The sequence below is a fragment of the Pseudomonas sp. Ors-4-3C genome (assembly GCF_055755035.1).
The window spans coordinates 591,045-617,563 of record NZ_CM146900.1 but is presented as its reverse complement, the minus strand read 5'-3'; the positions used below and the strand labels follow the sequence as shown (position 1 = coordinate 617,563).

Below are 26,519 nucleotides of genomic sequence, written 5' to 3'. Positions count from 1 at the left end.
TTCTCCTGAGGGATCGGCTTAGAACCGATTCACGGAGTAAAGACCGGAGTTTTAATCTCCGCCAGCAATAGGCCAGCGTCATTTGGGACCGTGTTCACAGGGATTTGGCACTTTTGCCATACGCGACAAAACGGGGTCTAGGCCGGATCCGTCTGGCGCGCTAGTCTTGGCGATCTGATTGAGGAGCTTCGATGAACGTCGCCATTTCTTCGCGCACGCCGCAACAGGCGCTGGCCGCTTTACTGGATCGCTATGCACCGGCGCGTCTGCTGCTGATCGGTGCCAGCGAATTTCCGGCGCTCGCCGCGTTCAAGCAGGCGCACCCGGACTGCTGCGTGGCCCACGCCGAACCCGGTGCGTTGCCCGCCGAACTCGCGGCACGGCGCTTCGATCTGGCGCTGGTGGTCGATTGCCTGGAGCATCTGCCCAAGCGTGACGGCCTGAATCTGCTGGGCGGGATCCGCAACCTCAATGCCAGCCGCATCGCTGTGCTGGCAGACCTGCCGGCCAGCGGCTGGCAGGAGACCGATTTCTATTCACTGGCGCTGCAAGCCAGCGAACGTTTTCAGCGTGACGAGCAGGTACTGACCCTGTTCACCTACGATCTGCTTGACTACAAACAAGTCCCCGACTGGCTCAACTCGCGGTTCTGGGCCAATCCGGAAAACTTCGGGAAATACTGGTGGTAATGCAATGAGTACAGCCATTTGCCCGTGCGGCAGCGGCAACCTGCTGGAGGCCTGCTGCGGTCACTATCACGAAGGCCATCCCGCGCCGTGCGCCGAAGCCCTGATGCGTTCGCGCTACAGCGCCTATGTGCTGGGGCTGATCGATTATCTGGTGGCAACCACCCTGCCCGCCCAGCAAGCGGGTCTGGATCGCCAGTCGATCAGCGCCTGGAGCGCGCAAAGCACCTGGCTCGGCCTCGAGGTCGAAAGCTCGGAAGTGTTCGGCGGCCAGCCCGAGCACGCCTTCGTCACCTTCACCGCGCGCTGGCACGACAGCCAGGGCGAACACAGCCACCGCGAGCGCTCATCTTTCGTGCAAAACAGCGGGCGCTGGTACTTCATCGACCCGACCGTGCAGTTGAAGCTGGGGCGCAATGACAGTTGCCCGTGCGCAAGCGGACAGAAGTTCAAGAAGTGCTGTGCAGGGTATTTCGGCGCATAGGCCTGCAATTTTTTTAGCGTCTAGACTGGCTGCAAAGGGAGTTCAACCATGCTCGGTCGTTGGCGCACATTCCAGTTCTTCACGTTGATGCTGTTGCTGAACCTCGGCGGTTGCGCCTCGTGGTTCAGCGACGACAGCGTCGACCCCGCCGTGCACCTGGTGAAAGTCGAGGTGGTGCGGGCCAAGTTGCTCGAACAGAAATTCATCCTGCACTTTCGGATCGACAACCCCAACGACAGCGACCTGACCGTGCGCGGTATGGAATATCGCATTCATCTGGCGGATCTGCTGCTGGCCGAAGGCGAGCATGAACACTGGATCACCGTGCCCCCCAAAAGCAGCGCGTTTTACCGGATACCGATCCGCACCAACCTGTGGCCACGAGTGAAGGACGTGGTGAAAATGCTCAAGAGTCCGCACCAGCAGGTGCCTTATCAACTGCAGGGCGAGATGGAAACCGGTTTATTCATCGCTCACTACGTGCACCTGGAGCGCAATGGCGTGATAATCCCGGCCGATTTAATTCCGGAGCACAACCGATGACTCAGCAACCTCACGTCCATGGCCCTGACTGCAACCACGATCATGACCATCATCACGATCACGACCATGGCCATGTCCACGGCCCGAACTGCGGCCACGCCCACCAGGAACCGGTGCGCAACGCCCTGAAAGACGTCGGCCGCAACGACCCTTGCCCGTGCGGCAACGGCAAGAAATTCAAGAAGTGCCACGGCGCTTGATGTTTCAGGTGTAGTCCTTCTTCGCCTGACAAGCCGCCTTCGCGAGCAAGCCCGCTCCCACATTCGACCGCATTCCTGCTGACTGAACGCAGTCGACTGTGGGAGCGGGCTTGCTCGCGAAAGGGCCGGCACATTCACCCCAAACTGTTCAGTCAGCCGCCAGAATCTGCTTCGCACTGACCACCGTCGCATACTCCCCCTGCAAATTCCCCAGCGACATCCCGTGCACCTCTTCGGCTCCCACATTCGACCGCATTCCTGCTGACTGAACGCAGTCGACTGTGGGAGCGGGCTTGCTCGCGAAAGGGCCGGCACATTCACCCAAAACTGTTCAGACAGCCGCCAGAATCTGCTTCGCACTGACCACCGTCGCATACTCCCCCTGCAAATTCCCCAGCGACATCCCGTGCACCTCTTCGGCTGAGCGCGGTGTGCCGAAGTAATCGGCCTTGTCGAAGGTGAAACACGCATCCTCCGCGACCCACGCCTCAAATCCCAGATTGCCCGCCGTGCGCGCCGTGGATTCCACCGAATTGTTGGTGGCCACGCCAACGATGATCAACTGAGCGATCCCCGCCTCACGCAACTGCGCCTCCAGCCCTGTGGCACAAAACGCATCCGGCACACGTTTCTGGATCAGCCACTCGCCTTGCTGCGGCGCAAACCGTGGCTGAAACTCCACCCCCGGTTGTTCGGGCCAGAACACCGAATCCGGCGAATGCGACAGATGCTGCACATGAATCACCGGTCGCCCGCGGCTGCGCCATGCCCCCAGCAAGTCGAGCATGCGTTCTTCGGCCTGCGGATTATTCCGCCGCCCCAGGCGCTGCTCCAGAATGCCTTGTTGCTGGTCGATGATGATCAGTGCCGCGTTGGCCTTCAGCTCCATGGCGATTTTTCTCACGGGGGTCATTGAATTTTCCGCAGTTCAGCATCACCTGCACTTATTAAGCAAGCTATCGAACACACGGGACCACCTGCTGCCGGCGTTTGCTCTACGCAACCAAGCCAATTGTTGATCTGGAGTTTGCAATGATCGATCTGTATTACTGGACCACCCCCAACGGCCACAAAATTTCGCTGTTCCTCGAGGAGGCTGGCCTGCCTTACAAGGTGCATCCGATCAACATCAGCCAGGGCGAGCAGTTTCAGCCACACTTTCTGAAGATCGCGCCGAACAATCGGATTCCGGCGATCGTCGACCACGAACCGGCCGATGGCGGTGAGCCGCTGTCGCTGTTCGAGTCCGGTGCGATCCTGCTGTATCTGGCAGAGAAGACCGGCAAATTCCTGCCCAAAGACCTGCGCGGCCGGCAAACCGCGTTGCAATGGTTGTTTTGGCAGATGGGCGGCCTGGGGCCGATGGCCGGGCAGAATCATCACTTCAGCCAGTTCGCCGCGGAAAAAATTCCCTACGCGATCAAACGCTACATCGACGAAACCGCGCGCCTCTACGGCGTGTTGAACAAGCAACTGGCCGATCACGAATTCGTCGCCGGCAGCGAATACAGCATCGCCGACATGGCGATCTACCCGTGGATCGTCTCGCACAAGTGGCAGAGCCAGAACCTTGAAGACTTCCCGCACGTGTTGCGCTGGTTCAACCGGATCAAGGAGCGTCCGGCGACGGTGCAGGCGTATGCCTTGGTGCAGCAGATCAACCCGCCAAAAGCCTGATTGAAGCGCAAAAGATCGCAGCCTTCGGCAGCTCCTGCACGGTGTACTCAATCCAATGCAGGAGTTGCCGCAGGCTGGGATCTTTTCCATTCGACAGAAATACACAAATAACCCCTGCCCCCGCTTGCGCGGCCACCTCCTGCTCACTAACGTAGCGGCTTTATTGCGCCCCCAGCCTCTACACCCCCGCAGGAGCTTTGCCATGGCCTCGCCAGCCCTTACACATTTTCTTCCCCGGTTCGGCGTTGCCGCAGCAGTGACCGGTGTCTTGAGCCTGTCCGGTTGCCAGACCTGGAACGCTCAGGACACCCTCCCGCCCACCTCCGGCGTGCAACCGCTCAAGGGCCTGGCGCAGAATGTTTCGGTGCGACGCAATGCCCAAGGCATGCCGTTGATCGAGAGCAACAGTTTCCACGACGCACTGTTCAGTCTCGGCTATGTTCATGCCAGCGACCGCATCAACCAGATGGTCACCCTGCGCCTGCTGGCTCAGGGACGTCTGGCGGAAATGTCCGGGCCGTCGATGCTCGATGCCGACCGCTACATGCGTGCGGTCAACCTGAAGAAAAGCGCCGCCGAGCTTTACAAGGCTTCGTCGCCACGGCTCCAGCGCTTCTTTGAAGTCTATGCACGAGGCGTCAACGCCTACCTGTTCCGCTACGCCGACAAGTTGCCGGGCGACCTCGCCTCCAGTGGCTACAAGCCGGAATACTGGAAACCGGAAGATTCGGCGCTGATCTTCGCGCTGCTGAACTTCAGCCAGTCGGCCAACCTGCCGGAAGAGATCTCATCGCTGGTGCTGGCGCAAACCGTGACCAGCGACAAACTCGCCTGGCTGACCCCGTCCGCACCCGATGAAAATCTGCCACTGGCCGAGGCCGACAAGCTGCAAGGCCTCAAGCTCAACGGGCAGATCCCCGGTCTCACCGAGCTGAGCAATGCCAGCCAGCAATTGGCAGCGATGAATCTGCTGGGCGCCAGCACGTCGAACAACTGGGCGATCGCCCCGCAACGCAGCCGCAGCGGCAAGAGCATTCTGGCCAGCGACAGCCATGGCCCACTGGCGGCACCGTCGCTGTGGAGCTTCGTGCAGATCCGCGCGCCGAAATATCAGGCTGCCGGTGTCACCGTCGCCGGTCTGCCGATGATCCTCGGCGGTTTCAACGGCAAAGTCGCGTGGAGCGCCACCAGCGTGCTCGGCGACAACCAGGACCTGTTCCTGGAAAAGATCCGCCGTCAGGGCAACAGCCTGACCTATGAGGTCAACGGCAAGTGGCAACCGCTGGGCGTGCGCAACGAAACCTATTTCGTCAAAGGCCAGCGGCCGATTCGCGAAGCGGTGTACGAAACCCGCCACGGCGCGCTGCTCAATAGTGCCCAGGCCGCACAAGGCAATGGTTTTGGCCTGGCCCTGCAAACACCGAGCTTCACCGACGACAAATCGCTGGACGCGTTTTTTGACCTGACCCGCGCACAGAACGTTGAACGCGCCTCGGACGCCAGTCGCGAGATCCGCGCCATCGCCCTGAACATGGTATTCGCCGACGCCAGCAACATCGGCTGGCAAGTCACCGGGCGTTTCCCCAACCGTCGTGAAGGCGAAGGCCTGCTGCCATCGCCGGGCTGGGAAGGTCGCTATGACTGGGACGGTTACGCCGACCCGATGCTGCACCCGTACGATCAGGACCCGACCCAGGGCTGGCTCGGCACCGCCAACCAGCGCGTCATTCCCCATGGCTACGGCATGCAACTGTCCAACTCCTGGGCGGCGCCGGAGCGCGGCGAACGTCTGGCGGAACTGGCCGGCAGCGGCAAACAGGACGGTCGCAGCGTGATCGCCATGCAGTACGACCAGACCACGACGTTTGCCGCCAAGCTGAAAAAAATGTTCGAAGCGCCGGGCATGAAGCAGCCGCTGAAACAGGCGATTGACGCCCTGCCGGAAGCCGATCGCAGCAAGGCTCGCGAGGCCTTGACCCGATTGATGGCGTTCGACGGCAAGCTCAGCCCGACGTCGGCGGATGCGGCGATCTACGAGTTGTTTCTGCAAGAAAGCATGAAGCAGATCTTCCTCGACGAACTTGGCCCCGAGTCCAGCCCGGCGTGGAAAGCCTTTATCGCCAATGGCGACTTGTCCTATTCGGCGCAGGCCGATCACCTGCTGGGGCGCGAAGACAGCCCGTTCTGGGATGACATCCGCACACCGCAAAAAGAAGACAAGGCACAGATTCTGGCGCGCAGTCTGGCAGCCGCGATCAACGCTGGCGACAGTCAGTTGGGTGGCGATCACAAGGCCTGGCAGTGGGGCAAACTGCATGGCTACACGTGGAAAAACGCCAACGGCCAGACCGTTCGCGGGCCGCTGGCAGCCGGCGGCGATCACACCACGCTCAATACCGCGGCGTTTGCCTGGGGCAAGGACTTCAACACCACGCGGGCGCCGTCGATGCGTTTCATCGTCGACTTCAGCCAGAGCGAGCCGCTGATGGGCCAGAACGGCACCGGCCAGTCCGGCAACCCGGCCAGCACGAACTACCTCAATGGCATCGATGCGTGGCTCAAGGGTCAGTACATCGGCTTGCCGATGCAGCCGCAGAACTTTGACCGGGTGTATGGCAAGACGCGTTTGACCCTGACTCCGGGCAAATAAACGCAATCCCTCCCTGTGGGAGCGGGCTTGCTCGCGAAGGCGTCGTGTCAGGCGATTTTGTATTGCCTGACACACTGCATTCGCGAGCAAGCCCGCTCCCACATTGGTTTTGCATCGCCTGGGAAATAATCGATAGAACTTCCGGACTCGCGCCAACCTCTTAGCTAACAAGCCCTCCATTCTGGTAACGACATGGACCTTGTTATCGCCCGCCCCGAAGGTTTGTATTGCCCGGCCGGGGACTTCTACATTGACCCGTGGCGCCCGGTTGAGCGCTCGGTGATCACCCATGCCCACGGCGATCACGCCCGTAACGGCAATCAGCACTACCTTGCCAGCAGCGCCAGCGAAGGGATTTTGCGTGCGCGTCTGGGTCAGGACATCAACCTGCAAACCCTCGCCTACGGCCAGCGGCTGACCCACCACGGGGTGACCTTGAGTTTCCATCCCGCCGGGCATGTGCTCGGTTCGGCTCAGGTACGCCTGGAATACGGTGGCGAAGTCTGGGTCGCGTCGGGGGATTACAAAATCGAACCCGATGGCACCTGCGCGCCGTTCGAACCGGTGCGCTGCCACACCTTCATCACCGAATCGACGTTCGGCCTGCCGATCTACCGCTGGCAGCCGCAGGCGCAGGTGTTCAGCGAGATCAATCAGTGGTGGCAGGCGAACATCGCGGCGGGCAAGGCCAGTGTGCTGCTCTGTTATTCGTTCGGCAAAGCCCAGCGGATCCTGCACGGGATCGACGCCAGCCTCGGCCCGATCCTCAGTCACGGCGCGGTCGAGCCGCTGAACCGGGTCTACCGCGAGGCCGGCGTGTACCTGCCGCCGACGATTTATGCCGGCGACATCAAAAAGTCCGACCCGATCATGCGTCAAGCGCTGGTCATCGCCCCGCCCTCGGCCGGTGGCAGCACCTGGATGCGCCGTTTCGGTGATTTCAGTGATGCCTTCGCCAGCGGCTGGATGCGCCTGCGCGGCACCCGCCGGCGTCGTGGCGTGGATCGCGGCTTTGTGCTGTCGGATCACGCCGACTGGCCAGGCCTGCTCTGGGCCATCGAGCAGACCGGCGCCGAGCGCGTGATGGTGACCCACGGTTCGATCGGCGTGCTGGTGCGCCATCTGCGTGAACAAGGCTTGGACGCGCAGGGTTTCAACACCGAGTACGGCGACGACGAAGAGGAAAACATCGACGCCGAACCTGCCATCGCCGAGGTGCAAGCATGAAAGCCTTCGCCGAGTTGTACGCCGAACTCGACGCCACCACGTCCAGCAACGCCAAACTGGCGGCGATGCAAAGTTACTTCGCCCAGGCTGCACCGCAGGACGCGGCGTGGGCGGTGTACTTTCTGTCCGGCGGGCGGCCACGGCAATTGGTGCCGGTGCGCATCCTGCGCGAACTGGCGGTGGAGGTATCTGGGCTGCAACCGTGGCTGTTCGAGGAAAGTTATCAGTCCGTCGGCGATCTGGCGGAAACCATTTCCCTGGTGCTGCCGGAAAATTCGCACAGCTCCGCGGCGGGCCTCGCCGAATGGATCGAAGACAAGCTGCTGCCGCTGCGCGGTGAAACCCCGGAATACCTCGCCCGCCAACTGCCCGCGCTGTGGGCGCAACTGGATCGGCCGAGCCTGATGCTGTGCATCAAGCTGATCACCGGCAGCTTTCGCGTCGGCGTGTCGAAACTGCTGGTCACTCGTGCCTTGGCGTCGATGGCCGGCCTCGACAGCAAACGCGTGGCGCAACGACTGGTGGGTTACACCGACCTGTCGAACCGGCCGAACGCGGCCAGCTACCTGAAACTGATCGCGCCGGAGTCCGCCGACGAACACGCCCAGCGTGGCGGCCAGCCCTACCCGTTCTTCCTCGCGCATGCCTTGTCGCAACCGGTCGAGGAATTTGAAGGGCTGCTGGGGCCGGCAAGCCACTGGCAGGTGGAATGGAAGTGGGATGGCATCCGCGCGCAGGTGGTCAAACGCGAGGGTCGGCTGTGGGTCTGGTCGCGGGGTGAAGAACTGGTGACCGAGCGTTTCCCCGAGTTCGACACACTGGTTCACGCGTTACCCGACGGCACGGTGATCGACGGGGAAATCGTGGTCTGGAAAAGCACTCATCCGAGCACCGAAGACGCCTTCGATCCGCAATCGAGCGCACCGCCGGCGGTGCAACCGTTCGCCCTGCTGCAGCAACGCATCGGGCGCAAAACCCTGGACAAGAAAATCCTCGAAGAAGTGCCGGTGGTGGTGCTCGCCTACGACTTGCTGGAGTGGCAGGGCGAGGACTGGCGCAACCGTCCGCAGGCCGAACGGCGGGCGCAACTGGAACAAGTCATCGCCCACGGTAACAACCCGGTGTTACTGCCCTCGCCGATTCTGACCGGCAGCGACTGGTTCGACCTCGCCCGTCAGCGTGAAGCCTCGCGGCGACTGGGGGTCGAGGGCATGATGCTCAAGGCCCGCGATGCCCTGTATGGCGTGGGCCGGACCAAGGACATGGGCGTGTGGTGGAAGTGGAAGGTTGACCCGTTCAGCGTCGATGCGGTGTTGATCTACGCCCAGCGCGGACATGGCCGGCGCGCCAGTCTGTACAGCGATTACACCTTCGCCGTGTGGGACGGCCCGCCAGAATCCAGCCAACGAGCGCTGGTGCCGTTCGCCAAGGCCTATTCGGGGCTGACTGACGAGGAAATGCGCCAGGTCGACAGCATCGTGCGCAAGACCACCGTGGAAAAATTCGGCCCGGTCAGCAGCGTCAAGCCAAGCCTGGTGTTCGAACTGGGGTTCGAAGGCATCGCCCTGTCGCGACGGCACAAGAGCGGGATCGCCGTGCGCTTTCCGCGAATGCTGCGCTGGCGGCAGGACAAGACGGTGGATGAGGCCGACAGCCTGGCGACGCTGCAGGATTTGCTGGCCTGACCCGGTTTCCGGGGACACCGATCGCATTTAACTGAATGAACTCCTTGTGGCGAGGGAGCTTGCTCCCGCTCGACTGCGCAGCAGTCGCAAAAAGACGGTCTTTCTGAAAAATCCAAGGGAGTGCTTCGCCCTCCAGCGGGAGCAAGCTCCCTCGCCACAACGGCTCATTCCATCCCTTAACGACCCAAGTTGGTGCAGCCTTCAACGGCCGCCCATTCTTGTGCACCAATCCTTCTCCCTCCTCCCTCCCCCAACCTTTTAAAACACTTGTTCGGGACTCTGGTTCGGAAATTGCTACTTTCTATAGGTCGTACGCGTTGCAGTAACAATAATTCTGCGCCACAAGCGCTCATATTGGTTCTTAGGGATTGAATAATGAAAAAAGCATTGCTGACCCTTTCTGCACTGGCGTTGTGCATGGCTGCCGGCTCCGCGCTGGCCAAGGAATACAAAGAGCTGCGTTTTGGCGTTGATCCTTCCTACGCACCGTTCGAGTCGAAAGCGGCCGACGGCAGCCTGGTGGGCTTCGACATCGACCTGGGCAACGCGATCTGCGCCGAGCTGAAGGTCAAGTGCAAATGGGTTGAAAGCGACTTCGACGGCATGATTCCGGGCCTCAACGCCAACAAATTCGACGGTGTGATCTCGTCGATGACCGTGACCCCGGCCCGTGAAAAGGCGATCGATTTCTCCAGCGAGCTGTTCTCCGGCCCGACGTCCTACGTGTTCAAGAAGGGTTCCGGCCTGAGCGATGACGTCGCTTCCCTCAAGGGCAAGTCGGTCGGTTACGAGCAAGGCACCATCCAGGAAGCCTATGCCAAGGCAGTACTGGAGAAGGCCGGGGTGAAAATCCAGGCTTACGCCAACCAGGATCAGGTCTACGCCGACCTGAAAAACGGCCGTCTCGACGCCTCGATCCAGGACATGCTGCAAGCCGAACTGGGCTTTTTGAAGTCGCCGGATGGCGCCAACTATGAAGTCAGCAAGCCGGTCGACAGCGAATTGCTGCCAGCCAAAACCGCTGTCGGTATTAAGAAAGGTAACAAAGAGCTGAAGGCGCTTTTAGATAAAGGTATCAAAGCGTTACACGATGACGGCAAATACGCCGAGATTCAAAAGAAACACTTTGGCGATCTGAATCTGTACAGCGGTAAATAATGCCCTGGCGCCCATCACTCGATGGGCGCCTTTTCCATCCGCTCAGGTTGCTGATTTATGTTCGAAAACCTCTTACAAAATCTGGGGCTCTCCGCCTTCAGCCTCAAGGGTTTCGGCCCGTTGCTGTTGGAAGGCACCTGGATGACCATCAAATTGTCGGCGTTGTCGCTGCTGGTGGCCGTGTTGCTCGGCCTCTTGGGCGCCAGTGCCAAACTGTCGAAATCGAAACTGCTGCGCCTGCCTGCCCAGCTCTACACCACGCTGATTCGCGGGGTGCCGGATCTGGTGCTGATGCTGTTGATCTTCTACAGCCTGCAAACCTGGCTGACGGCCCTGACCGACGTCATGGAGTGGGACTACATCGAAATCGACTCCTTCACCGCCGGGGTGATCACCCTGGGCTTCATCTATGGCGCGTATTTCACCGAAACCTTCCGTGGGGCGATCCTCGCCGTACCACGCGGTCAGGTCGAAGCGGCCACCGCCTACGGCCTCAAACGCGGCCAGCGCTTTCGCTTCGTGGTGTTCCCGCAAATGATGCGCTTCGCCCTGCCGGGCATCGGCAACAACTGGATGGTGATGCTCAAGGCCACCGCGCTGGTGTCGATCATCGGTCTGGCCGATCTGGTCAAAGCCGCGCAGGACGCCGGTAAAAGCACCTATCAACTGTTCTACTTCCTGGTACTCGCCGCCTTGATCTATCTGCTGATCACCAGTGCTTCGAACGTCATCCTGCGCTGGCTCGAGCGTCGCTACGCCGCCGGTGCCCGGGAGGCCGTACGATGATCGAACTCCTGCAGGAATACTGGAAACCCTTCCTTTATACCGACGGCAACAACATCACCGGTCTGGCGATGACGATGTGGCTACTCAGCGCCTCGATCTTCATTGGCTTTCTGGTGTCGATCCCGCTGTCGATTGCCCGGGTGTCCTCGCACTTCTATGTGCGCTGGCCGGTGCAGTTCTACACCTACCTGTTCCGTGGCACGCCGCTCTACATCCAGTTGCTGATCTGCTACACCGGGATCTACAGCCTGGCCGCCGTGCGCGCGCAGCCGTTGCTCGACAGTTTCTTTCGCGATGCGATGAACTGCACGATCCTCGCGTTCGCCCTGAACACCTGCGCTTACACCACGGAGATTTTCGCCGGGGCGATCCGCAGCATGAACCATGGCGAAGTCGAAGCGGCCAAGGCCTACGGGCTGACCGGCTGGAAGCTGTACGCCTACGTGATCATGCCGTCGGCGCTGCGTCGCTCGTTGCCGTATTACAGCAACGAAGTGATCCTGATGCTGCACTCGACCACCGTGGCCTTCACCGCGACCATCCCCGACATCCTGAAAGTTGCGCGGGACGCCAACTCGGCGACCTACCTGACCTTCCAGTCGTTCGGCATCGCCGCGCTGATCTACCTGACCATTACCTTTGCGCTGGTCGGCCTGTTCCGCCTCGCCGAACGCCGATGGCTGGCGTTCCTCGGGCCGACCCACTAGGAAAACCTGTAATGCGACACCTGATCCATGACCTGTTGGCCCCGGTGCCGGGGACCGCACGACAGATCCACAGCTTCCACTTCGGCCCGGAGCAGGCCCAAGGCAAGATCTACATCCAGTCCTCGCTGCATGCCGATGAAATGCCCGGCATGCTCGTCGCCTGGCATCTCAAGCAGCGCTTGGCGGAGCTGGAAGCCGCCGGGCGCCTGCGCAGCCAGATCGTGCTGGTGCCGGTAGCCAATCCGGTCGGCCTTGAACAAGTGCTGATGGACGTGCCGCTGGGCCGCTACGAACTGGAGAGCGGGCAGAATTTCAATCGCTGGTTCGTCGACCTCAGCGAAGAAATCGGCAACGACATCGAGGGCAAGCTGGGCGACGACCCGCAGCACAACCTTGAGCTGATCCGCACCAGCCTGCGCAACGCCCTCGCCCGCCAGACCGCCGCCACGCAACTGCAATCCCAGCGCCTGACCCTGCAACGGCTGGCATGCGATGCCGACATGGTGCTGGACCTGCACTGCGATTTCGAATCGGTGGTTCACCTCTACACCACGCCCGAGGCGTGGCCGCAGGTCGAGCCGCTGGCGCGTTACATTGAAGCCCAGGCCAGTCTGCTGGCCACCGATTCCGGCGGCCAGTCGTTCGACGAATGCTTCACCCTGCTGTGGTGGCAACTGCAGGAACGCTTTGGCGAGCACTTCGCGATTCCGCTGGGCAGCTTTTCGGTGACCGTCGAATTGCGCGGCCAGGGTGACGTCAATCACCCGATGGCCAGCCGCGACTGCCAGGCATTGCTCGACTATCTGGTGCAATTCGGCGCGATTGTCGGCGAACCGGCAGCGTTGCCGCCGCTGCCCTTCGCCGCCACGCCACTGGCGGGTGTCGAACCGGTGGTGACGCCCGTTGGCGGCCTGCTGGTGTACACCGCACAGGCCGGGCAATACCTCGACGCCGGGCAACAGATTGCCGAAATCATCGACCCGATCACTGATCGGGTGACCTCTATTTGCTGTACCGCTGCCGGCGTGATGTACGCCCGCTCGCTGCGGCGCATGGCCACTGCCGGGATGGTCATCGCCCACGTGGCGGGCGCCGAAGCCTATCGCAGCGGCTACCTACTTTCGCCTTGAGGATGTCTGTCCCATGTACAAATTGACTGTTGAAGGTCTGCACAAAAGCTATGGCGACCATCAGGTACTCAAAGGCGTTTCGCTCAAGGCCAAAACCGGCGACGTGATCAGCCTGATCGGCGCCAGCGGCTCGGGCAAAAGCACCTTTTTGCGCTGCATCAACTTCCTCGAACAACCCAACGATGGCGCCATGAGCCTCGATGGCCAGGCGATCCGCATGGTCACCGACCGCCACGGCATGCACGTCGCCGACCCGAACGAGTTGCAACGCCTGCGCACGCGCCTGGCGATGGTGTTCCAGCATTTCAACCTGTGGAGCCACATGACCGTGCTGGAAAACATCACCATGGCCCCGCGCCGGGTGCTGGGTTGCAGCAAGCAGGAAGCCGAAGACCGCGCCCGCCGTTACCTGGACAAGGTCGGCCTGCCCGCACGGGTTGCCGATCAATACCCGGCGTTTCTCTCCGGCGGCCAGCAACAGCGGGTGGCGATTGCCCGGGCGCTGGCGATGGAACCGGAAGTCATGCTGTTCGACGAACCGACCTCGGCGCTCGACCCGGAGCTGGTGGGTGAGGTGCTGCGAGTGATTCAGGGTCTGGCTGAAGAAGGCCGGACGATGATCATGGTCACCCACGAAATGAGCTTTGCACGCAAGGTATCGAGTCAGGTGCTGTTTCTGCATCAAGGGCTGGTGGAAGAAGAAGGTGCGCCGGAAGACGTGTTGGGCAATCCGAAGAGTGAACGGCTGAAGCAGTTCCTCAGCGGTAACCTCAAGTAACGCCATCCACAGTTCCCCTGTGGGAGCGGGCTTGCTCGCGAAAGCGGTGTGTCAGTCAAAACTGTTCTAACTGGCACACCGCTTTCGCGAGCAAGCCCGCTCCCACAGAGGTATGTGCTCGCACAAAATTAAACTTGTCCCTCAACGGCGCGGTCACTGAAGGAACACCTTCAGAGCGCAAGCCGCCGGTATGCCCACTTCCACCGACTTCGCAAAACTCTGGTTCAGCGCACGCGGCTGGAAGCCGTTCGCCTTTCAGAAAAACGTCTGGGCCGCCGTTAAAAAAGGTCAGTCAGGCCTGCTCCACGCCAGTACCGGCGCCGGTAAAACCTATGCAGTGTGGTTCGCTGCGCTCAACCGCTTCGCCCGTTTGGCCGCGCCCGCAGCCACAACCAGCAAACGCAAACCCCAGAGCGAACCGCTGACCGTGCTGTGGATCACGCCGATGCGCGCCCTCGCCGCCGACACCGCCCGCGCGTTGCAAGCGCCGGTCAGCGATTTGCAGATCCCGTGGAGCATCGGCCTGCGCACCGGCGACACCAGCAGCGCCGAACGCGCGCGTCAGGGCCGGCGCCTGCCGACCACGCTGATCACCACCCCGGAAAGCCTGACCCTGCTGCTCGCCCGTGCCGACGCCAAAACTGCCTTGTCGAGCCTGCGGATGATCGTCGTCGATGAATGGCACGAACTGCTCGGCAACAAACGCGGCGTACAGCTGCAACTGGCCCTCGCCCGCCTGCGCCATTGGCAACCCGAGCTGATCGTCTGGGGCGTGTCCGCCACCCTCGGTAATCAAGCCCACGCCGAACAGGTGCTGATCCCACAGGGCGGTGGCATCAGCGTGCAAGGCCAGAGCGAAAAATCACTCAAGGTCGACACCTTGATCCCACCCGCCATCGAGCGTTTTCCCTGGGCCGGGCACATCGGCCTGAAGATGCTGCCGCAGGTTGTTGCCGAACTGGACGCCTGCGCCAGCAGCCTGGTGTTCACCAACACCCGCGCGCAGTCGGAGATCTGGTATCAGGCGTTGCTCGAAGCGCGGCCGGACTGGGCCGGTTTGATCGCGCTGCACCACAGCTCACTGTCCCGCGAGACCCGCGACTGGGTCGAGCAAGCGTTGAAGGACGGCAAGTTGAAAGCCGTGGTCTGCACCTCGAGCCTGGATCTGGGCGTGGACTTTTTACCGGTGGAACGGGTGCTGCAGATCGGCTCGGCCAAAGGCGTGGCGCGGCTGATGCAACGCGCCGGGCGCTCCGGTCACGCGCCGGGGCGCACCTCGCGAGTGACGCTGGTGCCGACCCACAGCCTGGAACTGATCGAAGCCGCCGCCGCAGGTGACGCGGTGGAGCAACGACACATCGAGCCACGCCTGTCGCCGCACAAACCGCTGGATGTGCTGGTGCAGCATCTGGTCAGCATGGCGCTGGGCGGTGGCTTCATTCCCCAAGAGCTGTACGAAGAAGTGCGTGGCGCCTGGGCTTATCGTGACCTGACGCTGGCGGATTGGGCCTGGGCGCTGGCTTTCGTACGTCACGGCGGGCTTTCTCTGACAGCCTATCCGGATTACCGCCGGGTCGAACCGGACGAACACGGGGTCTGGCGTGTCCCCGATGCGCGGTTGGCGCGCCGTCATCGCATGAGCATCGGCACCATCGTCAGCGACGCGAGCATCCATCTGAAATTCTGGAGCAAGGGCGGTGGCGGCAAGCAGTTGGGCAGTGTCGAGGAAGGCTTTATCGCGCGCCTGAAACCGGGTGACGGCTTTCTGTTCGCCGGGCGTTTGCTGGAATTGGTGCGCGTGGAAAACATGACCGCGTACGTCAAACGCAGCACCGCGAAAAAGGCCGCCGTGCCGCGCTGGAATGGCGGACGAATGCCGCTTTCCAACGAACTGGCAGCCGCCGTGGTCAGCCGCTTCACGGCGGCGGCACGGGGTGAGTTCGCCGGCCCGGAAATGCAGGCGCTGCAACCATTGCTGCAAACCCAGGCGCGCTGGTCGGGCCTGCCTACCTCCGACAGCCTGTTGGCCGAAGTGCTGAAATCCCGCGAGGGCTGGCACCTTTTCCTCTACCCGTTTGCCGGGCGTCAGGTGCATCTGGGGCTCGCCAGCCTGTTGGCGTGGCGCGTGAGTCAGCGCCAGCCGCTGACGTTTTCGATTGCAGTGAATGATTACGGGCTGGAGTTGCTCAGCGCCACGCCGGTCGATTGGTCCGGGCAACTCGATGCGGCGCTGCTCAGCCCCGATCATCTGTTGCGCGACGTGCTGGCCAGCCTCAATGCCGGGGAGCTGGCGTTGCGGCGCTTCCGTGAAATCGCGCGGATCGCCGGGCTGGTGTTCGCCGGTTATCCCGGCGCGCCGAAAAGCACCCGTCAGGTGCAGGCCTCCAGCGGGTTGTTCTTTGAAGTGTTCAAGCAATACGACGCCGACAACCTGCTGCTGGCTCAGGCCGGGGAAGAAGTCCTACGCGAAGAACTGGATATTCGTCGTCTGGAACAGACACTGGAGCGGATCAACCGGATGAAACTGGACATGCACCTGATTAAACGTCCTACACCGCTGGGCTTTCCATTACTGGTCGAGCGCATGCGCGAAAGCATGAGTTCGGAAAAACTCGCCGACCGTATCCGGCGCATGGTCGGCGATCTGGAAAAATCCGCGGACAAGGGTAAAACCTCATGAGCGCAGCTTATCCCGTGCGCCTGGCCGGTGAAGAACTCTGGTTGCTGCCGGAAAAGGCCCTGTACTGGCCGGCGCAGCAAGCGCTGCTGATCGCCGATGTGCATTTCGGCAAGGCTGCGGCCTACCGCAGCCTCGGCCAGCCAGTGCCGCAGGGGACCACGGCGGCCAACATCGACGTGCTCGACCGCTTGCTGGCGAGACTGCCCTGCCGGCAGCTGATTTTCCTCGGTGACTTTCTGCACGGCCCCGGCTCGCATGCAGCGGGCACCCTGAATGCCTTGGCCGAATGGCGCGCACGTCACGTGGATCTGCCGATGACGCTGATTCGTGGCAATCACGACAAACGCGCCGGCGATCCGCCCCAGTCGTTGAACATCCGGGTAGTGCCGGAGCCGCTGCTGCTCGGGCCGTTTGCCTTGCAGCACGAACCCGACCCGCATCCCGAACGCCATGTGCTGGCCGGGCACGTGCATCCGGTCTATCGGCTCAATGGCAAGGGGCGGCAGCGTTTACGCCTGGCGTGTTTCCGGCTGGGCGAACGTTTGAGTCTGCTGCCGGCGTTTGGCGCGTTTACCGGCGGCTTTGCGGTGGAGAAGGATGACGCCTGCAGGATTTTTGTCATCGGTGATGACGAAATATGGCCAGTCAGCTGAGGTCTTGGGCAAACCTCAGCTGACTGGCCATTCATGGGGCAGTGGCTCAGGCCACTGGCGCGGGTGGCGGCTCGTCCGGCAGCGTTGGCTCGCCCGGTTCGGTCGGTTGTTCGTTGGGGGTGTCGGGATCAGGCTGGCCGGGAATCCCGCCGGCCATGTTCAGCGGGTGTGCCAGCAGAGACCAGGCCAGTACGCCAACCTGATTGGGCTCAAGCCTTGCCAGTTCGGCGGTGATATGCGGATCGATCTTCATGGAACCCTCCTCGGCGAAGGCCCGCTTTGCCAGAAGCAAAAACGGGCAGTACACCCCATAGAGTGTCTGCCCGCCAAAGAATTCCCGCGAACTGCCGGATGGATCAGGTACGCGGCAGAGTCACGCCACGCTGGCCCTGATATTTACCGCCGCGATCCTTGTACGAAACTTCGCACTGCTCGTCGGATTCGAGGAACAGCATCTGCGCCACGCCTTCGTTGGCGTAGATTTTCGCCGGCAGGTTGGTGGTGTTGGAGAATTCTAGCGTCACGTGACCTTCCCACTCAGGCTCGAGCGGAGTGACGTTGACGATGATGCCGCAGCGCGCGTAGGTGCTTTTACCCAGGCAGATGGTCAATACGTTGCGCGGAATGCGGAAGTATTCGACGGTGCTGGCCAGGGCGAAGGAGTTCGGCGGAATGATGCAGACGTCGCTGTGAATGTCGACGAAGCTGCCGGCATCGAAGTTCTTCGGATCGACGATCGCCGAATTGATGTTGGTGAACACCTTGAAATGGTTGGTGCAGCGCACATCGTAGCCGTAGCTCGACACACCGTAGGAAATCACACGGCTGTCGTCGCTGCCGCGCACCTGGCGCTCGACGAAAGGCTCGATCATGCCGTGTTCCTGCGCCATGCGGCGAATCCACTTGTCCGATTTGATGCTCATGGCGGGTGTCCTGAATAGCGAGGTGGAAAAAATCTGTCCGGCATCTTACCGGGCGCGCCGCCGTGTTCAAAGTCCACACTGAAATTCTCGCCGAACACGCTGGAAATACGGGTTCTGGCGACGAACTGTCACACCGCCGATCCCTAAAACAGAGAAACCTTCGCAAGAAACATTGGCACGTTCCGGAAAAAGGGTTAAGGTGGCGCCACTGTGTTGCTTGTGTCACTGAGAATCTCTACACGATATGTTGAATTTCGATCCAACCATCTACAAGAATTTTTCCTGCTCTTTGCACTCAGTCTCGGCCAGGGTTCTTCCTGAGTCGCAGTTATCTTTGTTCAAGGAGTTACACCATGTCTAATCGCCAAACCGGTACCGTTAAGTGGTTCAACGATGAAAAAGGCTTCGGCTTCATCACTCCACAATCCGGTGACGACCTGTTCGTTCACTTCAAAGCTATCCAATCCGACGGCTTCAAAAGCCTGAAAGAAGGCCAACAGGTTTCTTTCATCGCTACCCGCGGTCAGAAAGGCATGCAAGCTGAAGAAGTACAAGTTATCTAACTTGTAGCTTCTTTAGAAAAGAGCCCCGCCCTCAAAAGCGGGGCTTTTTTGTGGGCGTGTGTTTTTCCACGCGCAAAAAAAGATCGCAGCCTGCGGCAGCTTCTACAGGATGAACACCATCCCTTTGTAGACGCTGCCGCAGGCTGCGATCTTTTGCTTGTGCTTTACCAGGCCACGCCAAACCCTGCGGTGTAGCGGGTCTTGTTCAAATCCGCGTCCTTGGTGCCACTGATGATGTCGCGTTCAGCCTTGAGGTTGAGCGACGCCCAGTCGGTGACCTTGTAGCGCAGGCCCATCTCGGCATCCAGCGCGTAGTTGGCTACGTCAGAGAGTGGCTTGCCCAGTTCGCCATTGGTGAAGAACTCGACTTTTTTGCCGATCAGGTAGCGGTTGTAATCCCACTTCATGGCGACCGAATAGAAGTTGTCCTTGCCGCCATCGCTGTATTCGTAATCGGTGCGGTTGAGCAACGAACCGAGCGAGAACGCGCCCAGTTCGTCGTCCCAGAACTGGTAGCCCGGACCCGTACCAACGACGCGCTGACGCGACAGTTCCTCAATATAGTCACGCTTGTAGTTCAGGCGACCCTGCCAGAACCACTTGTCGGTGAGGAAGCGGTCAAGTGCGTATTCGGCGCGCCAGTTATTGGTGGTGACCTGCTCGTCCTGCACTTCGCGGTTGTATTCGCCCTCGGCAGTGTGCCGCCAGCGGCCATGACGCGCGGTGGTCTTGAAGTCAATGTCGTAGTCGTCGGTATCCTTTTCCGCACGCTGATAATCCAGAGCCAGACCCACATTACCCTTCCACACCAGATCCTCGACCACCGGTTTCGGCTTGAGAATCTGCTGGATACTCGCCAGCTCCACGGTCTTCGGCGCCTCACCGTTGGCCAAGGTGACCTTGCCGTCATCGGCGGCGGTCAGCGACTTGGCTTTCTCACCACTGTAGGCATCCTGCTTGACCAGCAACTCCTGATCGCTTTGCAAGGTCTTGACCTCTTTCCAGTCGATGCTGACCGCCCCCGCATACTGGGTCTGGATCAGCAATTTGCCGCCGTCGAACAAGGAAATCTTACCGCTCAACTTGTCACCGTTCTTTAACCAGACGGTATCGGCAAGCAGCGGCGTGGAGGCACTGAAGACAGCAAGGCACAGCAAGGTTCTGGACAGCATAAGCGGATCGAGGGCTCAAGTTTGCGAGAAAAGGTCGGCATTATCCGTAGGAATAAGACCCTGACAAGGACTGACCGGGCGATTTCCATTGAGTTCATTTCTCATCTGCGCGCCGACGGATTACCCTTGACCCCATCCACCACCTCTTGTTCAGGAACGGCGCAGGTGAAAGAGCCACCCCATCCCGACGAAAGCCCGGCGCAAATCCGACGCACGGCTCTCTATTCGACACTTGCTCAAGTACCTGAGGGCAAAGTGGTCAGCTATGGTCAGTTGGCTGAACTCGCGGGGTTGGGGCGCGCCGCCCGCTGGGTCGGCCGGACCCTGAGCCAGCTACCCGCCGATACCAGGCTGCCGTGGCACCGGGTATTGGGCGCCGGCGGTCGGATCAGCCTGCCGCCGGGCAGCCCCTCGGGGGACGAACAACGGGCACGATTGCGTTCTGAAGGCGTCACCGTCCTGAACAATCGTGTGGATATTCAGCGCCATGGCTGGCGTCCGATAGAGCACAGCGGTTAGAGTGCGCGCTTTGTTTTCGCAATCTTGAGGCAGACTTCAGCCCATGCCCCGTAAAACCTGGCGCGCCGCGCTCGCCGCCTATGCCAGTCCTTCGACGCTCGTGCTGTTGTTGCTCGGTTTTGCTGCCGGCCTGCCGTACATGCTGGTGTTTTCGACGCTTTCCGTCTGGCTGCGTGAAGCCGGTGTTGCCCGTGAAACCATCGGCTACGCCAGCCTGATCGGCCTGGCCTACGCCTTCAAATGGGTGTGGTCACCGCTGCTCGACCAATGGCGCCTGCCTTTATTGGGCAAGCTTGGCCGCCGCCGTTCGTGGCTGGTGCTCTCGCAGACCCTGGTGATTCTGGGCCTGATCGGCATGGGCTTCTGTGATCCGCAGAAACACCTGTCCTGGCTGATCGCCATTGCCGTCATCGTCGCCTTCGCCTCCGCCACCCAAGACATCGCGGTCGACGCCTATCGCCTGGAAATCGCCGACGACAGCCGCCAGGCCGCGCTGGCTGCCAGTTACATGTCCGGCTATCGCGTCGCCGCCCTGCTCGCCACGGCGGGCGCGCTGTTCTTTGCCGAGGGCTTCGGCTCCACCGGTTTCAACTATCAACACTCGGCCTGGACCGGCACCTACGCCCTGTTCGGGGTATTGATGATCCCTGCCCTGCTGACCTCGCTGCTGATGCGCGAACCGCCAGTGCCACTGCGCACGCAGTTGCAGGCCGGCCGCTACAGTTTCGGGCACCAACTGGCCTCGGTATTCGTGCTGATCGTATTGCTGGTGTCGGTTCCAGCGATGGTCACCCAGCTCTACAACACCGATTTCGCCGGCGTGCTGTTCGGCAATATGAGCCCGCTCGACCTGTTGCTCGAAGACCGCGCCTTCCTGCGCGCCATCCTCTACACCCTGCTCACCGGCCTGTGCCTGTCGACCATGGGCCGTCGCGGCCTGGCGCCGGTGCTGACCCCGGTCAACGACTTCATCCTGCGCTACCGCTGGCAGGCGTTGCTGTTGCTCGGGCTGATAGCCACTTACCGGATGTCCGACACGGTGATGGGCGTGATGGCCAACGTGTTCTATATCGACCAGGGCTTCACCAAGGATCAGATCGCCAGCGTCAGCAAGATCTTCGGCCTGATCATGACCCTCCTCGGCGCCGGGATGGGCGGCCTGCTGATCGTGCGCTTCGGCATCCTGCCGATCCTGTTCATTGGCGGCGCAGCTTCGGCGGCAACCAACCTGCTGTTCGTGATGCTGGCTGACATGGGCCCGAACCTGCAGATGCTGGTGGTGACCATCTCCCTCGACAACTTCAGTTCGGGGATGGCGACCTCAGCCTTCGTCGCCTACCTGTCGAGTCTGACCAACCTGAAGTTCTCGGCCACCCAGTACGCCCTGCTCAGCTCGATCATGCTGTTGCTGCCGCGCCTGATCGGCGGTTATTCCGGGGTAATGGTCGAGAAGTTCGGCTACCACAACTTCTTCATGATCACGGCGCTGCTCGGCGTGCCGACCCTGGTGCTGATCGCCCTGCACTGGTTTCAGGAAAACCGCCGCGAAGGCCCGACACCAACGCCCGAGCCTGTGCCGACCAGCGTGGTCGAAGAGTCGTAGGACAATTCAGATACGGCGGGAGGATTCCCGCCGTTGAGCCTCACCGCCGAGCGCAATCCTGTACGTCGGCAAATCTCGCCGGTACACTGCTCCGTCATTTCCAGTCATAGCAACCGACAACGGCCAACCATGCGCACCAGTCAATTTTTGCTCGCCACACAGAAAGAAACGCCTTCCGATGCGGTCGTCGTCAGCCATCAGCTGATGCTGCGCGCCGGCATGATCCGCAAACTCGCTTCGGGCCTGTACACCTGGCTGCCGATGGGCTTGCGGGTAATGCGCAAGGTTGAAGCCATCGTTCGCGAAGAAATGAACGCTGCCGGTTCTCTTGAAGTGTTGATGCCGAGCACCCAACCGGCCGAGTTGTGGCAGGAATCGGGGCGCTGGGAAGAATACGGCCCTGAGCTGCTGCGCATCAAAGACCGCCACGGTCGTGACTTCTGCGCGGGCCCGACCCACGAAGAAGTGATCACCGATCTGATGCGCAACGAGTTGAGCAGCTACAAGCAGTTGCCGATCAACCTGTACCAGATCCAGACCAAATTCCGTGACGAAATCCGCCCACGCTTCGGTTTGATGCGCGGCCGTGAATTCATCATGAAGGACGCCTACTCGTTCCACGCCGATCAGGCTTCGCTGCAGGTCACCTACGACCGCATGCATCAAGCGTACTGCAACGTGTTCACCCGTCTGGGTCTGAAATTCCGTCCGGTTGAAGCCGACAACGGTTCGATCGGTGGCGCTGGCTCCCATGAATTCCACGTACTGGCCGAGTCCGGCGAAGACGATATCGTCTTCAGCAACGGCTCCGACTACGCCGCGAACATCGAAAAAGCCGAAGCCGTGCCACGCGAAACCTCGCGTCCAGCACCGACCGAAGAGCTGCGCCTGGTCGACACCCCAGATACCAAGACCATTGCCGCCCTGGTGGAAAAATTCAATCTGCCGATTGAAAAGACCATCAAGACCCTGATCGTCCACGCCGAAGAGCCAGGCAAGCTGATTGCCCTGGTCATCCGTGGCGACCACGAACTCAACGAAATCAAGGCCGCCCAGCAGCCGGGCGTTGCCAGCCCGCTGGTCATGGCTTCCGATGCCGAACTGCGTGACGCCATTGGCGCCGGCGCCGGTTCGCTCGGCCCGCTGAACCTGCCACTGCCAATCATCATCGACCGCTCGGTCGAACTGATGAGCGACTTCGGTATCGGCGCGAACATCGACGACAAGCACTACTTCGGCGTGAACTGGGAGCGCGATCTGCCGGTTCCGACCGTCGCCGACCTGCGTAACGTCGTCGCCGGTGACCCAAGCCCGGACGGCAAAGGCACCCTGGAAATCAAGCGTGGCATCGAAGTCGGGCACATCTTCCAGCTGGGCAACAAGTACAGCAAGGCGATGAAGTGCGAAGTGCTGGGCGAGAACGGTAAGCCGGTGACCCTGGAAATGGGTTGCTACGGTATCGGCGTATCCCGCGTGGTGGCTGCTGCCATCGAGCAGAACAACGACGACAAAGGCATCATCTGGAGCGACACCCTGGCGCCGTTCCAGATCGCCCTGGTACCGCTGCGCTATGAAACCGAGCAGGTGCGCGAAGCCACTGACAAGCTGTACGCAGAACTGACTGCGGCCGGTTTCGAAGTGCTGCTGGACGATCGCGACAAGAAAACCAGCCCGGGCATCAAGTTCGCGGACATGGAGCTGATCGGCATTCCACACCGGATCGTGGTCAGCGACCGTGGTCTCGCCGAAGGCAACCTGGAATACAAGAGCCGCACCGAGGCCGAAGCGCAAGCGCTGCCGGTTGCCGATGTGCTGTCCTTCCTTCAGGCCCGTATCCGCCGCTGAATCCAGATAGAGACCTCATGTTCAAGCGAAACACCCTGGGCCTCGGTGGCGCCGCCTTATGCGGCGCCCTGCTGGTCAGCGGCTGCGCCAATCACATGTCACAGCGCAGCGAGCACGAAGAGCGGATCGAGCGTAAATTGCTCGATCACAGCCTGCAGATCGACGTCGGTGAGCCCAAGGTGCTCGAACTGCCGCAACGCCGCGTGAAGATCAGCGAACAGAAGACCTTCGAGGTCACCGAGTTCGAGGTCACGCGGCATTACGATCGCTATACGCCTTACCAGCCCTGGCGGAAAATCTACGAGATTCCGCTGGGTGCGGTTGCGCTGGTGGGGGGTATCGGCGCCAACGTGGTCAACGTCTTCGCACTCGGCAACTTGCCGGACAGCATGACCAGGGATTGGTTGAGCTACGGTCTGGACGGGCTCAACCCGGCTATGAACATGCAATCCCATGGTCGTGCGCAACAGAATCTGGCCAGTATCGATGAAGTCCAGCGCGACAAGCGCATGGAGTATTCGAGCCTGCCGTGGAGCGAGCGTCCGGTGCAGGTCAAGGCTGGCAAGCAGACATTCGACATGACCACCGACCGCAACGGTGTGCTGCGCCTGAACCTGCTGGACAGTCCGTTCGCCGAAAATGACCTGAATCATATCGGCAAGCTGCAGATCAGCGTTGAAGACGGCAAGGATGACGTGCACAGCGATTCGTCCCTGGCCATCAGCAGCCATTTGCGCAGCAAGTTGCTCGAAGCCCACGGTTTGATTTACGACGATCTGGAAGACGACGAAGTGAGCCAGTGGGTCCACCGGGTCAAGCGTCTGTCGGAGCTGGGTCTGGAAGAGGAAGCCAGCGAGTTGGAGCAAAGCCTGATCGAACTGACGCGTAACGATCCTGAGTTACAGGCCGAGTTTCTCAAGTCGCTGACCAAGGATGCCGGGCGTCTGGTGGCGGATCCGGGACCGAATTAAGGCTGAAAAGCTTCGCGAGCAAGCCCGCTCCCACAGTTGATTGCATTCCACTGAAGGAACTCGATCAAATGTGGGAGCGGGCTTGCTCGCGAAAGCGGCATCAGCAACACCGCAGCAATTAGCGCTCAAACAACTCCATCTGCTCAAACCCACCCCGCAAATCCTCCAGCCTGACCCCCACCCCCAACAACCGCACCGGTTTCCCGCCCCGGTTGAACGCCTGCGTCAACATCAACTGATAACTGCCCAGATCGCGCCCTGCCCCGGCTTGCTCCAGTGTGGTCTGGGTAAAGTCATGAAACTTCACTTTGACGAACGGCTTGCCCGGGCGATAGCTGCTGTCGATCCGCTCCATGCGGGTTTTCAGGGTTTCCAGCAGCTCCGGCAATTTGTCCAGGCAACTGCGCAGATCGGGCAGATCAACGTCGTAGGTGTTTTCCACGCTGATTGACTGACGGCGACTGTCGTTGTGCACCAACCGGTCATCGATCCCACGGGCCAGACTCCACAGTCGCTCACCGAAACTGCCGAATTCGCGCACCAGCGCCAACTTGTCCCACTCACGCAGTTGCAGGCAGTCGACGATGCCGAGCTTGCCCAGCTTGTCGGCGGTAACTTTGCCGACGCCGTGCAACTTGCTCACCGGCAGACCACTGACAAAATCCTCGACCTGATCCGGGGTAATGACGAACAACCCGTTGGGCTTCTTCCAGTCACTGGCGATTTTCGCCAAAAACTTGTTCGGCGCAACACCCGCAGACACGGTGATGTGCAACTGATTGGAGACCCGGCGACGAATGTCCTGGGCAATTCGCGTGGCGCTGCCGCCAAAATGCGCGCTGTCGGAGACGTCGAGGTAGGCCTCGTCCAGCGACAGCGGTTCGATCAGGTCGGTGTAATCGCGAAAGATCGTATGAATTTCCTTGGAAGCTTCGCGATAGGCGTCCATGCGCGGCTTGACGATGGTCAGGTCGGGGCACAGCTTCAAGGCATGTCCGGATGACATCGCCGAACGTACGCCATACGCCCGTGCTTCATAGTTACAGGTAGCAATCACCCCGCGCCGATCCGCCGACCCGCCCACCGCCAGCGGCTTGCCTGCCAGGTTCGGGTCGTCGCGCATCTCGATGGCGGCGTAGAAACAGTCGCAGTCGACGTGGATGATTTTTCGTTGGGTCATGACAGAAAAGGAAACATGGCGAGCCGGATCCGCAGTATCTCACTGACACCTGTATATAGCACCAGTAGTGCTGAATGTTCTTTTCAGGCTGTAGGAAAACAACCGTGAATTTATTTTCTCAATCGAAAATCTCCTGCCGATAGAGCTGAAAGCCTTGCCCCACCTGCCCTGCACACCCTTCGCCGGCCCTGTAAAAAGCGCTAACCGATTGAACAAGAACAGATTTATCTGAATTCAAGGTTGACAGACCGGCGTTCCTCTGTAGAATGCCGACACACAGACGCGGGATGGAGCAGTCTGGTAGCTCGTCGGGCTCATAACCCGAAGGTCGTCGGTTCAAATCCGGCTCCCGCAACCAAACATCAAAAAAGGCTACTCGAAAGAGTGGCCTTTTTTGTGCCTGTCTGTTTTTCAGACCGGCCTCCACATCACGCACATCCGGGCGAACAGGAATTCGTTGCATTTCCGAAACTTACCGCACCACTGCGACCGTTTGACGCAAATTCACACTTATTTGACCCTTTACGGGATTAGCGGTTGACACCTCGCCGTTCGCCTGTAGAATGCCGCCACACAGACGCGGGATGGAGCAGTCTGGTAGCTCGTCGGGCTCATAACCCGAAGGTCGTCGGTTCAAATCCGGCTCCCGCAACCAAACATCAAAAAAGGCTGCTCGAAAGAGTGGCCTTTTTTGTATCT

Annotated in this window: 25 protein-coding genes, 2 tRNA genes and 1 pseudogene; 22 read left to right on the top strand and 6 right to left on the bottom strand. The window is 60.7% G+C overall.

Going from position 1 to position 26,519, the window contains the following annotated elements:
* Positions 1-191 precede the first annotated feature (191 nt).
* The 4 genes from ACVHNU_RS02865 to ACVHNU_RS02850 are packed head-to-tail and all read left to right on the top strand — an operon-like array spanning position 192 to position 1,913.
* Entirely contained in the window at positions 192-689 is a 498-nt protein-coding gene (locus ACVHNU_RS02865; RefSeq protein WP_041070621.1) for a DUF6231 family protein, read from the top strand.
* Between the two features lie 4 nt (positions 690-693).
* Positions 694-1,170, top strand: coding sequence for a YchJ family protein (locus ACVHNU_RS02860; RefSeq protein ID WP_003222334.1), 477 nt, complete (start codon positions 694-696; stop codon positions 1,168-1,170).
* 48 nt (positions 1,171-1,218) lie between these two features.
* Entirely contained in the window at positions 1,219-1,713 is a 495-nt protein-coding gene (locus ACVHNU_RS02855) for an LEA/WHy family protein (protein WP_003222333.1), read from the top strand.
* A complete protein-coding gene (locus ACVHNU_RS02850) occupies positions 1,710-1,913 on the top strand; it encodes an SEC-C metal-binding domain-containing protein (protein WP_003198420.1) in 204 nt (67 codons plus the stop codon). Before ACVHNU_RS02855 ends, ACVHNU_RS02850 begins: the two co-directional genes overlap by 4 nt.
* A gap of 148 nt (positions 1,914-2,061) precedes the next feature.
* Here the strand turns inward: ACVHNU_RS02850 and ACVHNU_RS02845 are convergent.
* Positions 2,062-2,151: pseudogene (locus ACVHNU_RS02845) on the bottom strand (cysteine hydrolase); the annotation flags it as partial.
* A 93-nt stretch (positions 2,152-2,244) separates the two neighbouring features.
* Positions 2,245-2,802, bottom strand: coding sequence for a cysteine hydrolase family protein (locus ACVHNU_RS02840; RefSeq protein ID WP_473020051.1), 558 nt, complete (start codon positions 2,800-2,802; stop codon positions 2,245-2,247).
* 143 nt (positions 2,803-2,945) lie between these two features.
* On the opposite strand from ACVHNU_RS02840, the gene ACVHNU_RS02835 reads away from it, so the two are divergent.
* The 11 genes from ACVHNU_RS02835 to pdeM all read left to right on the top strand — a co-directional run bounded on the left by ACVHNU_RS02835 (position 2,946) and on the right by pdeM (position 17,044).
* Complete coding sequence (locus ACVHNU_RS02835; RefSeq protein ID WP_003222330.1) at positions 2,946-3,590, top strand: glutathione binding-like protein; 645 nt, start codon at positions 2,946-2,948, stop codon at positions 3,588-3,590.
* A gap of 202 nt (positions 3,591-3,792) precedes the next feature.
* A complete protein-coding gene (locus ACVHNU_RS02830; RefSeq protein ID WP_473018968.1) occupies positions 3,793-6,240 on the top strand; it encodes a penicillin acylase family protein in 2,448 nt (815 codons plus the stop codon).
* A 192-nt stretch (positions 6,241-6,432) separates the two neighbouring features.
* Positions 6,433-7,467, top strand: a complete 1,035-nt coding sequence (locus ACVHNU_RS02825; protein ID WP_003222325.1) for a ligase-associated DNA damage response exonuclease — start codon at positions 6,433-6,435, stop codon at positions 7,465-7,467.
* A complete protein-coding gene (locus ACVHNU_RS02820; protein WP_003222323.1) occupies positions 7,464-9,152 on the top strand; it encodes an ATP-dependent DNA ligase in 1,689 nt (562 codons plus the stop codon). Before ACVHNU_RS02825 ends, ACVHNU_RS02820 begins: the two co-directional genes overlap by 4 nt.
* A gap of 375 nt (positions 9,153-9,527) precedes the next feature.
* Positions 9,528-10,310, top strand: a complete 783-nt coding sequence (locus ACVHNU_RS02815) for a transporter substrate-binding domain-containing protein (RefSeq protein ID WP_003222321.1) — start codon at positions 9,528-9,530, stop codon at positions 10,308-10,310.
* A 57-nt stretch (positions 10,311-10,367) separates the two neighbouring features.
* Positions 10,368-11,096, top strand: a complete 729-nt coding sequence (locus ACVHNU_RS02810; protein WP_003222319.1) for an ABC transporter permease — start codon at positions 10,368-10,370, stop codon at positions 11,094-11,096.
* The gene (locus ACVHNU_RS02805) at positions 11,093-11,803 is read left to right on the top strand and encodes an ABC transporter permease (protein ID WP_003222318.1); all 711 of its coding nucleotides are present in this window, start codon (positions 11,093-11,095) and stop codon (positions 11,801-11,803) included. The genes ACVHNU_RS02810 and ACVHNU_RS02805 overlap by 4 nt, the downstream gene beginning before the upstream one ends.
* An 11-nt stretch (positions 11,804-11,814) precedes the next feature.
* A complete protein-coding gene (locus ACVHNU_RS02800; RefSeq protein ID WP_473018966.1) occupies positions 11,815-12,933 on the top strand; it encodes a succinylglutamate desuccinylase/aspartoacylase family protein in 1,119 nt (372 codons plus the stop codon).
* A 13-nt stretch (positions 12,934-12,946) separates the two neighbouring features.
* Positions 12,947-13,711 (top strand): ABC transporter ATP-binding protein, encoded by a 765-nt coding sequence (locus ACVHNU_RS02795; protein ID WP_003222314.1) that lies wholly within the window; start codon positions 12,947-12,949, stop codon positions 13,709-13,711.
* Positions 13,712-13,901: 190 nt separating this feature from the next.
* The gene (locus tag ACVHNU_RS02790; protein WP_473018965.1) at positions 13,902-16,391 is read left to right on the top strand and encodes a ligase-associated DNA damage response DEXH box helicase; all 2,490 of its coding nucleotides are present in this window, start codon (positions 13,902-13,904) and stop codon (positions 16,389-16,391) included.
* The gene (gene pdeM, locus ACVHNU_RS02785) at positions 16,388-17,044 is read left to right on the top strand and encodes a ligase-associated DNA damage response endonuclease PdeM (RefSeq protein ID WP_400508353.1); all 657 of its coding nucleotides are present in this window, start codon (positions 16,388-16,390) and stop codon (positions 17,042-17,044) included. Before ACVHNU_RS02790 ends, pdeM begins: the two co-directional genes overlap by 4 nt.
* A gap of 46 nt (positions 17,045-17,090) precedes the next feature.
* Here the strand turns inward: pdeM and ACVHNU_RS02780 are convergent, their stop codons facing one another.
* Both ACVHNU_RS02780 and dcd read right to left on the bottom strand, forming a co-directional pair.
* Complete coding sequence (locus tag ACVHNU_RS02780; RefSeq protein ID WP_003222309.1) at positions 17,091-17,297, bottom strand: hypothetical protein; 207 nt, start codon at positions 17,295-17,297, stop codon at positions 17,091-17,093.
* Positions 17,298-17,400: 103 nt separating this feature from the next.
* Positions 17,401-17,967, bottom strand: a complete 567-nt coding sequence (dcd, locus tag ACVHNU_RS02775) for a dCTP deaminase (protein WP_003222308.1) — start codon at positions 17,965-17,967, stop codon at positions 17,401-17,403.
* 353 nt (positions 17,968-18,320) lie between these two features.
* Here dcd and ACVHNU_RS02770 point away from each other — a divergent pair, with 353 nt between their 5' ends.
* Positions 18,321-18,530 carry a cold-shock protein gene (locus ACVHNU_RS02770; RefSeq protein WP_002554837.1) on the top strand — a complete coding sequence of 70 codons (210 nt, stop codon included), beginning with the start codon at positions 18,321-18,323 and terminating at the stop codon, positions 18,528-18,530.
* 164 nt (positions 18,531-18,694) lie between these two features.
* Here ACVHNU_RS02770 and ACVHNU_RS02765 read toward each other — a convergent pair whose 3' ends face one another.
* Positions 18,695-19,702, bottom strand: coding sequence for a DUF481 domain-containing protein (locus ACVHNU_RS02765; RefSeq protein WP_003222306.1), 1,008 nt, complete (start codon positions 19,700-19,702; stop codon positions 18,695-18,697).
* A gap of 165 nt (positions 19,703-19,867) precedes the next feature.
* On the opposite strand from ACVHNU_RS02765, the gene ACVHNU_RS02760 reads away from it, so the two are divergent.
* The 4 genes from ACVHNU_RS02760 to ACVHNU_RS02745 all read left to right on the top strand — a co-directional run bounded on the left by ACVHNU_RS02760 (position 19,868) and on the right by ACVHNU_RS02745 (position 24,640).
* Positions 19,868-20,221, top strand: coding sequence for an MGMT family protein (locus tag ACVHNU_RS02760; RefSeq protein ID WP_003222304.1), 354 nt, complete (start codon positions 19,868-19,870; stop codon positions 20,219-20,221).
* Positions 20,222-20,264: 43 nt separating this feature from the next.
* Positions 20,265-21,824: an AmpG family muropeptide MFS transporter gene (locus ACVHNU_RS02755; RefSeq protein ID WP_473018964.1), complete on the top strand. Its 1,560-nt coding sequence runs from the start codon at positions 20,265-20,267 to the stop codon at positions 21,822-21,824.
* Between the two features lie 129 nt (positions 21,825-21,953).
* Positions 21,954-23,669: a proline--tRNA ligase gene (locus ACVHNU_RS02750; protein ID WP_003222299.1), complete on the top strand. Its 1,716-nt coding sequence runs from the start codon at positions 21,954-21,956 to the stop codon at positions 23,667-23,669.
* A 17-nt stretch (positions 23,670-23,686) separates the two neighbouring features.
* The gene (locus ACVHNU_RS02745; RefSeq protein WP_473018963.1) at positions 23,687-24,640 is read left to right on the top strand and encodes a hypothetical protein; all 954 of its coding nucleotides are present in this window, start codon (positions 23,687-23,689) and stop codon (positions 24,638-24,640) included.
* 118 nt (positions 24,641-24,758) lie between these two features.
* Here the strand turns inward: ACVHNU_RS02745 and dinB are convergent, their stop codons facing one another.
* The gene (gene dinB / locus ACVHNU_RS02740) at positions 24,759-25,820 is read right to left on the bottom strand and encodes a DNA polymerase IV (protein ID WP_003222295.1); all 1,062 of its coding nucleotides are present in this window, start codon (positions 25,818-25,820) and stop codon (positions 24,759-24,761) included.
* 281 nt (positions 25,821-26,101) lie between these two features.
* Here dinB and ACVHNU_RS02735 point away from each other — a divergent pair.
* Positions 26,102-26,178, top strand: a tRNA-Met gene (locus ACVHNU_RS02735).
* Positions 26,179-26,398: 220 nt separating this feature from the next.
* Positions 26,399-26,475 (top strand) — tRNA-Met (locus tag ACVHNU_RS02730).
* The last annotated feature ends 44 nt before the right edge of the window (positions 26,476-26,519 follow it).